Annotated in this window: 7 protein-coding genes; 6 read left to right on the forward strand and 1 reads right to left on the reverse strand. The window is 64.4% G+C overall.

The genetic code is table 11. The features are described from left to right. Nucleotides 1-15: 15 nt before the first annotated feature. Nucleotides 16-462 carry a hypothetical protein gene (locus tag MPN20_RS13385; protein WP_242782914.1) on the reverse strand — a complete coding sequence of 149 codons (447 nt, stop codon included), beginning with the start codon at nucleotides 460-462 and terminating at the stop codon, nucleotides 16-18. Nucleotides 463-566: 104 nt separating this feature from the next. On the opposite strand from MPN20_RS13385, the gene MPN20_RS13390 reads away from it, so the two are divergent. The 6 genes from MPN20_RS13390 (at nucleotide 567) to MPN20_RS13415 (ending at nucleotide 10281) form a co-directional block, all read left to right on the forward strand. Continuing rightward, entirely contained in the window at nucleotides 567-1562 is a 996-nt protein-coding gene (locus MPN20_RS13390; RefSeq protein WP_242782915.1) for a pseudouridine synthase, read from the forward strand. 131 nt (nucleotides 1563-1693) lie between these two features. Further along, complete coding sequence (locus tag MPN20_RS13395) at nucleotides 1694-2356, forward strand: GntR family transcriptional regulator (protein ID WP_242782917.1); 663 nt, start codon at nucleotides 1694-1696, stop codon at nucleotides 2354-2356. Between the two features lie 154 nt (nucleotides 2357-2510). Continuing rightward, nucleotides 2511-4037, forward strand: a complete 1527-nt coding sequence (gene guaB, locus MPN20_RS13400; RefSeq protein ID WP_242782919.1) for an IMP dehydrogenase — start codon at nucleotides 2511-2513, stop codon at nucleotides 4035-4037. Nucleotides 4038-4412: 375 nt separating this feature from the next. After that, nucleotides 4413-6107, forward strand: coding sequence for a pyridoxal-dependent decarboxylase (locus tag MPN20_RS13405; RefSeq protein WP_242782921.1), 1695 nt, complete (start codon nucleotides 4413-4415; stop codon nucleotides 6105-6107). Beyond that, the gene (locus MPN20_RS13410) at nucleotides 6104-7615 is read left to right on the forward strand and encodes a SidA/IucD/PvdA family monooxygenase (protein ID WP_242782924.1); all 1512 of its coding nucleotides are present in this window, start codon (nucleotides 6104-6106) and stop codon (nucleotides 7613-7615) included. The genes MPN20_RS13405 and MPN20_RS13410 overlap by 4 nt, the downstream gene beginning before the upstream one ends. Continuing rightward, on the forward strand, nucleotides 7612-10281 hold the full coding sequence (locus tag MPN20_RS13415; protein WP_242782926.1) for a GNAT family N-acetyltransferase: 2670 nt from the start codon (nucleotides 7612-7614) through the stop codon (nucleotides 10279-10281). Before MPN20_RS13410 ends, MPN20_RS13415 begins: the two co-directional genes overlap by 4 nt. Nucleotides 10282-10324: the final 43 nt, after the last annotated feature.

Genomic DNA, 10324 nt, shown 5'->3' on the forward strand with positions numbered 1-10324 from the left:
CCGAGCGGGCCTGAGTCAGTCTCTGCGGTGGGCCGAGCGGCAGCGGCGTCGGTCGAGCCGGAGAGTGCGCGAGCGGATCCTGCGCAGGCGCATCGCGCACTCCGGCCGCCCTCTGAAATTCGGACGGGCCGTACGCCACAGACTGGGGCGGGCGACATTGTGTTCGTCGGCTTCCCAGTCCTCGTCGCGGCGCTGCCCGAACGTCGAGCGGTCGATGAACGCTCTGAGCTCGGTGATGAGCGTGAGCTGGAGGTCGTCGACTGATTCGGCGCCGTCTGAAAAGTTGAGAGGGATGTTGACAGCTTCCTGATCGGCGACGACTCTGACGATCCAGGTCCCTTCGTCGTCCGGGTTGCGGCTCATCGCGTAGCTGTCCCATTCGTCGTTGGCGAACATCCCGAGAATTACCGGAGCGATGACTTTGTTGAGGAGGAACTCTTCCGTCAGTTCGGTGTTGTCCATGTCTTCCACCATAGGACTCCTCGCTCCTGATTTCTTGCTGGCTCACGGCCGTGTGCGCATCTCTTCGAGGGTCGGCGAAACGTGTCGACGGATAGACTGATCCGATGCCACGCAGCCCGCTTCCGCCCCGCGAAGGGATCTCCGCGACTTCTCGTCGCGCCCCGGGTGGAAACGAGACACACGACAAGAACCATCTGCCGGTTCCCGACACGATAGGGGAGTGGCTTGCACTCGAATTCCCCGAGGCGGATGACGAAGCGCTGCGCAGCCTGTTGAGCACCGGCGACATGCGCGACCTGGCGGGGCACCCGGTGAACTGGGACGACGAGGTGGTCCCCGGTGGGTTCTACTTCTTCCACCGTCCGGTCCCGCCGGAGGAGCGGATTCCCTTCGAGATGGGCATCGTGTTCGAGGACGACGAGCTGCTCATCATCGACAAACCGCACTTCCTCGCGAGCACGCCCAACGGCCGGTTCGTCCGCGAAAGCGTCGTCACTCGTGCGCGTGTGGAATTCGGGCAGCCGGATCTCGTCGCCATCCACCGCCTCGACCGCGTCACCGCCGGTCTGCTGATCTTGTCGAAGAGGGTCGAGAGGCGCGGCCTGTACCAGCGCCTGTTCCAAGATCGCTTGGTCACCAAGACCTATCGCGCGTTGGCCCCGCTCCCTCCTGTGGGTATGGAGTTTCCGTTGCTGAGGGAATCCCGACTCATCAAGCCGGCCGGCGGTCGTCAGGTCCTCGAGGTCGAGGGCGAACCCAACTCGTTCAGTCGGATCCGTTTCCTCGGCGAGTTCGTCCCACCGCCGCCGAGGCGCTCCGGCGAATCCGTGGAAACGCAGGCAAACGTGGGCGAGTATGAACTCGAACCGCTGACGGGCAAGACTCACCAGTTGCGAGTGCACATGAATGCGCTCGGGTTGCCTATCCTCGGTGACCCTGTCTACCCGATCGACAGCGATACCGATCCTTACGACTTCAGCTTCCCGCTGCAGCTGCTGGCGGCGTCGATCAGCTTCGACGATCCGCTGACAGGCGAGCCGAGGCGATTTGAGTCCCGGCTGAAGCTCGGCCGGTTTCACGATTCCCCGGACGCAGAGTGAGTCAGCCATCGGAGCTGACTGGACACATTCGGTCGTCTGCTGAGCTCGCGCAGCCGCTCGAGCGTGAGTCTCGACGCGCGATTCAGAGGCGTCTTTGCCCAGGAACGGCGGGGACACGGTAGCCTGGTGCTATGAGTTCTCAAGCACCCGGATGTACCTCAGAGGCGATCGTCGCCCTGGTCCGGTCCCGAATCACGACCGGCGAATACCCCGCCGGCAGTCCCGTGCGGGACGGTGCGCTGGCCAAGGAATTCAACGTCTCCCGCAACACCGCTCGCGAATCGCTGAGCCTGCTCCGTCACGCCGGACTCCTGACCCAGGAACCCAACCGCGGATTCTTCGTGCGCACCTTCGGCATCGACGAGCTCAGAGATCTCTACCGCGCTCGCCGCGTCTTCGAGATCCGCGCTGTCCAGGAATCGCAGGACGCCACCGACGAAGCGATGGCCGTCGTCGAAGCCTCCGTGGTCCGTGCCGAAACGGCTCCGGACAATGAGGACTGGACTCACGCGCAGGAACACTCTGCATCGTTCCATCGGGCCATCGTGGGTCTGCTCGGCTCACCGCTGCTCGACGAGTTCTACCTCAACCTCATGGCCCGCCTGTCGACGACGTTCTCACGCTCGCCAGAACCCGGGAACTACCACTCGCACTGGGCGAACCCCCACCGTGAGATCCTCGAGAAGATCAAAACGGGTGACCGTCATGGGGCCGAAGGCCTCCTGCGCATCCACCTCGACGACTCGGAAGCCTCGACCCTCGACCTCGCACGCTCGGTCAGCGCCGGACGCTGAGACGGCGAGCCACCTCGGCGAGAGTCTGAGGTGGTCGTGACGGCGAAGCAGTGTATTGAGGGTCACAAGGTGCGGTACTTGAAACTGTAGATAACAGTTGTCCCTCTTCGATAGCATTGATCAACCATATATTTCGCGTCGAAAGGCTGTTCACATGGGGAACCTCGAGCAGGAAAATCAGGCCGCAAACGATCCGTTCTCCCTCACGGGACTCACGTATGACGATGTCCTTCTCCTGCCCGGTGACACCGATGTCATCCCCTCAGAAGCCTCGACGACTACCCGCCTGACCAAAGAGATCGAGCTCAACATCCCGTTGGTCTCGGCCGCCATGGACACCGTGACCGAGTCGCGCATGGCCATCGCCATGGCCCGAATCGGCGGCCTCGGTATCATCCACCGCAACCTCTCCAAAGAGGACCAGGCCGACCAGGTCGACTACGTCAAGCGCTCCGAGTCGGGCATGATCAACGACCCGCTGACCATCACTCCGGAGAAGACCCTCGAAGAGCTCGACGAGATCTGCGGCAGATACCGGATCTCCGGCCTGCCTGTCGTCGACGAGAACGACGTCCTGCTGGGTATCGTGACCAACCGCGACTTGCGCTTCGTCACCCGCAGCGAATTCCCCAACCGCACCGTGGCCGACACCATGACCCGGATGCCGCTGGTCACCGCCCCGTTCGGAGTCTCCGCTGAGAAGGCCTTCGAACTCCTCGCCGAGCATAAGGTTGAGAAGCTCCCCCTCGTCGATGAGAACAACGTCATCAAGGGACTCATCACCGTCAAGGACTTCGTCAAGACTGAGGAATACCCTCTCGCGACGAAGGACGACGAAGGCCGCCTGCGCGTGGGCGCCGCCATCGGATTCTACGGCGATGCGTATGAACGCGCCGAGCTCCTCGCCGAGGCGGGCGTCGACGTCCTCGTCGTCGACACGGCCAACGGCCATGCTCGCGGCGTCACCGACATGATCAAGAAGATCAAGGCCGACCCTGCATTCTCCAAGGTCCAGATCATCGGCGGAAACGTCGCCACGAAGGAGGGCGCGCAGGCCCTCATCGACGCCGGCGTCGACGCCGTCAAGGTGGGCGTGGGGCCAGGCTCCATCTGCACCACCCGTGTGGTCGCAGGCGTCGGAGTTCCGCAGGTCACCGCCATCTACCTCGCGGCACAGGCAGCCCAGGCGGCCGGTGTCCCGGTCATTGCCGACGGCGGGCTCCAGTACTCGGGCGACATCGCCAAGGCCATGGTCGCCGGTGCTGACACCGTCATGCTCGGCTCCCTGCTGGCTGGCTGCAGCGAATCACCCGGTGAGCTCATCTTCGTCAACGGTAAGCAGTACAAGGCATACCGCGGCATGGGGTCGCTGGGTGCGATGGCTCCGCGCCAGGGCAAGTCCTACTCGAAGGACCGCTACTTCCAGGCCGATATCGCCACCGACACGGACCTCATCCCCGAGGGCATCGAAGGTCGCGTCGCCTACCGCGGTCTCCTCAAGCAGGTCGCGCACCAGCTGACCGGCGGACTGCGCCAGTCGATGTTCTATGTCGGCGCCCCCACCGTCGCCGATCTCAAGGCCAAGGGCAAGTTCGTCCGCCTGACCACAGCGGGCCTCAAAGAGAGCCACCCGCACGACATCCAGATGACCGTCGAAGCCCCGAACTACGTGGTGAAATAAGGCTCAGAACCTCAGAGTTCAGCGTCGTCCGGCGGCCTTAACTGATCGGCTGAAGGACTCAACGCTCAATGAACGGCCGTAGCTCCTGCCTTCCCGGCAGAGGCTACGGCCGTTTTTCTGTCTCACGATGCTGGACGGATCACCGTCATGTGACGAAAACCACTCAAGAGTTTTTAGAGCATATGCATCTGTTGTATTTCCTGCGCTTGGGCCCGCAGGCTCTGGCGAAAGCCGACTTGTCTCTTCCGTGAGGTTACTTCCGTAGTTTTCCGGCAGCGCCTCCGATCGCCTTGCTTCATCGATTACTTAGGGTAGGTTTCCCTAATGTGACCCGGCTGAATCGGGTCGCTCATCGAAGGAGGCAACCGAACCGTCATGACTTCTCTGCTCTCGGAAGCACACGTCCAACCACACGAGACTCCCCTCGATCCCCACGACGCATCGCCTGAATCCCACGGGAAAACAGCAGCACTGACCAGCCACAACGGCGAAACCGCGACACTGACCAGCGGCCGCGGCGGCGAAACCGCGACGCTGACCAGCGGTGATGCACTGCTCGGCGCACACAGCGCCGATGCTTACGCCGATCTCATGCACGAAGTCGTCGACGCACTAGCCGGACGATTCGCTGCGGTCGACACCCCCGCCTCGGCGAATGACCGGGCGAGTTTGGAAGCCGAGGTCGCGAGCTTCGACCTCGACGGCACCGGCATCGGCAATTCCGAGGCGCTGCGCGAAGCCGACGCACTCTACGCGCAGAATGCCGTGTGGTTCCATCACCCGAGTTACGTCGCGCACCTCAACTGCCCGGTCGCCGTACCCGCCGTCGCGGCCGAAGCGATGCTGGCAGCCATCAACACCTCGGTCGACACCTACGACCAGTCCGAGGTCGCCACCCTCATGGAGCGTCGCCTCGTGCAGTGGGCCTGCTCCCACGTCGGATTCGACGCGGGCGACGGGATCTTCACGTCCGGGGGAACGCAGTCGAACCTCCAGGCGCTCTTCCTCGCCAGGGAGAACGTGCTGCGCCGCCACAGTCCATCCAGCCGCCGTGACTTCATGTCTCGGTTGCGTATCGTGGCCACCGACCAGACGCACTTCTCCGTGTCTCGGGCCGCGTTCGTCCTCGGACTCGCCGCCGAGGCGGTCGTGACCGTGGATACGGATTCCGCAGGTCGCATGGACGCCGGGGCGTTGTCCGTCCTCCTGCGCGACATCGACGAGACCGGCGGCATCGCCGTGGCCGTCGTCGCCACGGCCGGCACCACCGACCGGGGCATCATCGATCCGCTGGGCCCCGTCGCCGATGTCTGTGAGGAGGCGGACGTGTGGATGCACGTCGACGCCGCATACGGCGGGGGACTGCTGTGGGCCCCGCGCCGACGTCACCTGCTCGAGGGAATCGGTCGCGCCACCTCGGTGACGATCGACTTCCACAAGACCTTCTTCCAGCCGGTGTCCTCGAGCGCCCTGCTGGTGCGCGACAGCGGGCTGTTCGGCCCGACGCTCCACCACAATGACTACCTCAACCCGGAGGCCGAGGCTCTCAGCGCCGACGCGGAACCGAACCAGGTCGACAAGTCTCTGCAGACCACCCGTCGCTTCGACGCGCTCAAACTGTGGACGACGCTGCGTGCCCGCGGCGCCGGCGAGATCGGCGACATGCTCGACACGGTCTGCGACCTGGCCGCCGAGGTTCGCAGCCTCCTCGAGACGCAGCCGGACTTCGAAGTTCTGGGCGCCTCTGACCTGAGCACGGTCCTGTTCCGCTTCGTGCCTCACGTCAGTGGCCGCACTGCGACGGGCAGCGCTTCAGGTGAGAATTCCTCGATTGACAGTGCGACGGCTGACGAACTCGTACCGATGATCCGTCGCGTCCTCTTCCGCTCCGGCCGCGCAGCCGTGGCCCGAACCACCATCGACGGCACGCCCTGGCTCAAACTCACTCTTCTCAACCCGGCCACCACGGTCGAGGACATCACCGCGGTGCTTGACCTCGTCCGCGCCACCGGACACGGCATCCTCACCGGACGGCATTTGGAGACGACGACCACAGGAGGTGCGGCATGACCGCAGACGACACCCGAATCCACGACATCGTCGGCATCGGCATCGGACCGTTCGGACTGGGCCTGGCCGCGCTGGCCGATCCTCTGGACGACGTCGACGCGGTCTTCCTCGACCAGCGCGAGGAGTTCCGTTGGCACCCCGGAATGATGATCGAAGGTGCAACGGTCCAAGTGCCGTTCCTCGCCGACCTTGTCACCATGGCAGACCCCACATCGCGGTTCTCGTTCCTCCAGTTCCTCAAGGACCGCGGGCGGCTCTATCCGTTCTACATCCGTGAATCGTTCTACCCGCTGCGCGCCGAATTCGACGAGTACTGCCGGTGGGTGGCCACGCAGTTGGAGACCTTGCGCTGGGGGCGTCGGGTCACCTCTGTGGCCAAGGACGACGACATCTACATCGTCACCGCCGAGGTGGTCGATGGACACGGTCAGCCACTGAGTACCGAGACCTACCGCGCTCGCCACCTGGTCCTCGGCGTCGGCACCTCACCCGTCCTGCCCGATGCACTCAGAGGTCTCGGCGCCAAGGCAGGTGAGCGTCGGGGCGCGGACCGCGCAACCGCTGACCGCAAGGGTGAGGATCTGGCTGGTCGGGAGGCCGGTCCAGTCATCCACACCTCGCAATATCTTGAGAACAGGGAAGCGTTGCTGGAGAGCGGATCCATCACCATTGTGGGCAGCGGGCAATCGGCGGCCGAGATCTACCGTGATCTCATCGACGAGGCCGAGGACCGAGACGTTCGCCTCGACTGGATTACGCGTTCACCGCGCTTCTTCCCCATGGAATACACGAAGCTGACTCTGGAGATGACCTCTCCCGAATACACGGATCATTTCCGGGATCTGCCCGATGACCTGCGCGAACAGGTCGGGCGCGAGCAGAGGACGCTGTACAAGGGCATCAGCGCCGAGCTTGTCGACGACATCCACGATGCCCTCTACCGGCTCAGCCGAGGGGGTCGAAGACTGCGCACCAACCTCGTGGCCGAATCCGAACTCCTCGCCGCCGATCACGACGCACAGACCGGCGAATACGTGCTGAATTTCCGCAACACAGCACTCGAGAAGACCTTCAACCGACGCAGCGGATCGGTCGTCTCGGCGACCGGATATCGCTCCCAGGTTCCGGACTTTCTTGCCCCTCTCGGAGATGAAGTGCGACTGGATGCGAAGGGCCGCCTCGATGTTGCTCGGCACTACACGATCAACGACGAAGGCACCATCCACGTCCTCAACGGCGAAGAGCACACCCACGGAGTCACAGCACCTGACCTGGGCTTCGGCCCCTGGCGAGCCTCCGTCGTGCTCTCGCATGTGACGGGACGCGAGCCGTATCCGATCGAGGACACGATCGCCTTCCAGACATTCGGGATTCCCGATGACCACGGAGCAATCGAGGAGCAGGGTGACTTCGAATCGTCCTTCGCGTTCGCCTCTGACGCCACAGACGCCGAGGCCGACGCCACCTCCACCTCCGCCTCCACCGATAAGGAGATGTCACACGTATGACCACCACACTGACGAACACCACAGACACGACCACGCCGGGCTCGACAACAGCACCGACACCGACACCGACATCGACTTCGGCGACGGCATCGGCGACGGCGACGGCGGGAGCGGAACCGGGGGAGCGTTCCACGCTCACCGTCGACATCCGCGACATGGACCCGGACCGCGACACCGCGAACATCCACACGTGGCTGACTCACCCTCGCGCCCACTACTGGCAGATGACCGAGCTCGACGAGGCGGGAGTCCGCGACTACCTCGGCGGCATTCACGATTCCGCTGATGACAACGGCTGGGTGGGGTCGGTCGACGGCATCGATTCCTTCTACGTCGAAACCTACGTGCCAGCCACCCTGATCCCGCAGGACATTCTGGGCACCGGGCCCGAAGACATTGGAATGCACCTGCTCGTCGCCCCGCCCGAGGGCAACGGCGTACGTGGACTGACGAACAAGATCATGGCCGAGGTCATCGACTTCTGTCTGCGCCCTGCTGCCCGGGGCGGACGAGGTGGGAGCCGCGTGGTCGTCGAACCCGATGCGCGGAACGAGGCCATCCTCGAGAAGAACCGGGCTGCAGGCTTCAGCCCGGTGTGTGAGGCCGACATCATGATGGGGGAGGAGACGAAACGAGCCGTGGTCAGCACCTGCCGCCGCGAGGATTTCAAAGTCAGCGAACTGTTCGGACTCGTCGGTCAGCGCGGGTCTGACGCCGGTGCCTCGTCGACCTCAGCTTCGGACCCCGCATCGGTCTCCGCGTCCGCGTCTTCAGCCGGCCAACGAGTGCGGCCGGACACCTACGCTCACCTCAACCGCGACACTTTCGAGGTGACCCAACGCCACCTCGTTGCGAAGGCCCTGTCCGAATTCGCACACGAGCGGCTCATCGCCCCAAGCAGATCCGCAGACCCGAGTGCCGGCCCCGACGCCTGGGAACTGCGGATCGGGGACAAGAACATGCAGGCGACATCCCTGGCGACCGCAATCTCGACCGCAGCAGATGCCGGCTCGACTGCCGCAGACGCGAGCCGCGCGAATGCCCCAGCCATCCGCTACACCTTCACCGCCCGAGTCCTGCCGCTCGAGCACTGGGTCATCGACGAGGCCAGCATCGCCCGCTTCGTCGACGAGACCCCAGCGCCACTCGACGCACAAAACCTGATCGTCGAACTCCAGGATGTGCTCGCCATCCCTGAGGACCTGATGTCGACCTATCTCGAGGAGGTCGCCTCGACCTTGGCCAGCAGCGCCTTCAAACTCGCCGAGGCTTGGAAGGGTCATCGCTCCGACTCCGCGGACCTCCTGAGCTCCGACTTCCAGACCACCGAGGCGGCCATGACCGAAGGCCACCCCGGGTTCATCGCGAACAACGGTCGCATCGGATTCTCGCTGTCTGACTACCGCAGATGGGCACCGGAGAACGGGCGGGCCACACACATCGAATGGGTGGCAGCGGCCCGCGAGCACAGCCATCTCTCGGTCGGCGTCGGACTCGACGAAGCCGCACATCTCGACTGGGCACTGAGCGTGGACGAGCGGGAACTCTTCGACTCACGCATCCGGACGGCCGGCCGAAATCCGGAGGACTTCCACCTGCTTCCGGTCCACCCCTGGCAGGCCGACCACCGTCTGGCAATCACGTTCGCCGCCGACATCGCCCGCGGTGACCTGCTGCCTCTAGGCGAAGGCCTCGACGAGTATCAGCCGCAGCAGTCCCTGCGCACCTTCTTCAATCACTCCCGCGCCGACGCCCCCTATGTGAAGGTCGCGCTCGCCGTGCAGAACATGGGCTTCCTGCGTGGGCTGTCCCCGAAGTACATGCGCGATACGCCTGCCATCAACGATTGGGTCGCGGGACTCGTCAGCACCGATCCGACCTTCGGCCAGTCCGGATTCCGGGTCCTGCGCGAACGCACCGCGCTGGGGTACACGGGGGACGTCTACCACCGGACGAGTGAGACGAATCCGCACAGGAAGATGCTCGCCGCGCTCTGGCGCGAGAACCCCTTGAGCGTGCTCGAGCCTGGCCAGAAAGTCATCACTATGGCGGCCTTGCTGCACCGCGACCACAGGGGAGTCGCCTTCGCCAGCGAACTCATCCGCGCCTCCGGCCTTGCGCCCGAGGATTGGGTGCGCTCCTATCTGAGGGCCTATCTGCACCCACTCGTCCACGCACTGCTGGCCCACGACCTGGTGTTCATGCCGCACGGGGAGAACCTCATCCTCATCCTGGAGAACCACGTCGTGACCGGAGCCTTCATGAAGGACATCGGCGAGGAGGTCGCGGTGCTTGGCCACCGCGACCTGCCCGGCGACGTCGAACGAATCCGGGCGCTGGTCCCGGGGGAGGAGAAGGCCCTGTCCGTGTTCACGGACATGTTCGACGGAGTGCTGCGCCACCTCGGCGGCATTCTCGACACGGACGGACTGCTGAGCTCGGAGAAGTTCTGGGCACTCGTCGCCGAGGTCCTCGATCGTTACGAGGCCGAGAATCCCGACGTGGCCCGCGGGCTGGCCGGCGACGTGGATCTGCGCGCCGAGCGCTTCGCCCACTCGTGCCTCAACCGCCTGCAGCTGCGGAACACGAAGCAGATGGTCGACATCGGCAACCAGGCCGAATCGCTACTCTACGCCGGAACCATGAGGAACCCTGTGGCGCGCTGACCAGGACAAACATCGCACTCGCCGAGGTGGGGGCTGGGACCCA

This window comes from Brevibacterium sp. ZH18, assembly GCF_022748595.1.
Lineage (GTDB): Bacteria > Actinomycetota > Actinomycetes > Actinomycetales > Brevibacteriaceae > Brevibacterium.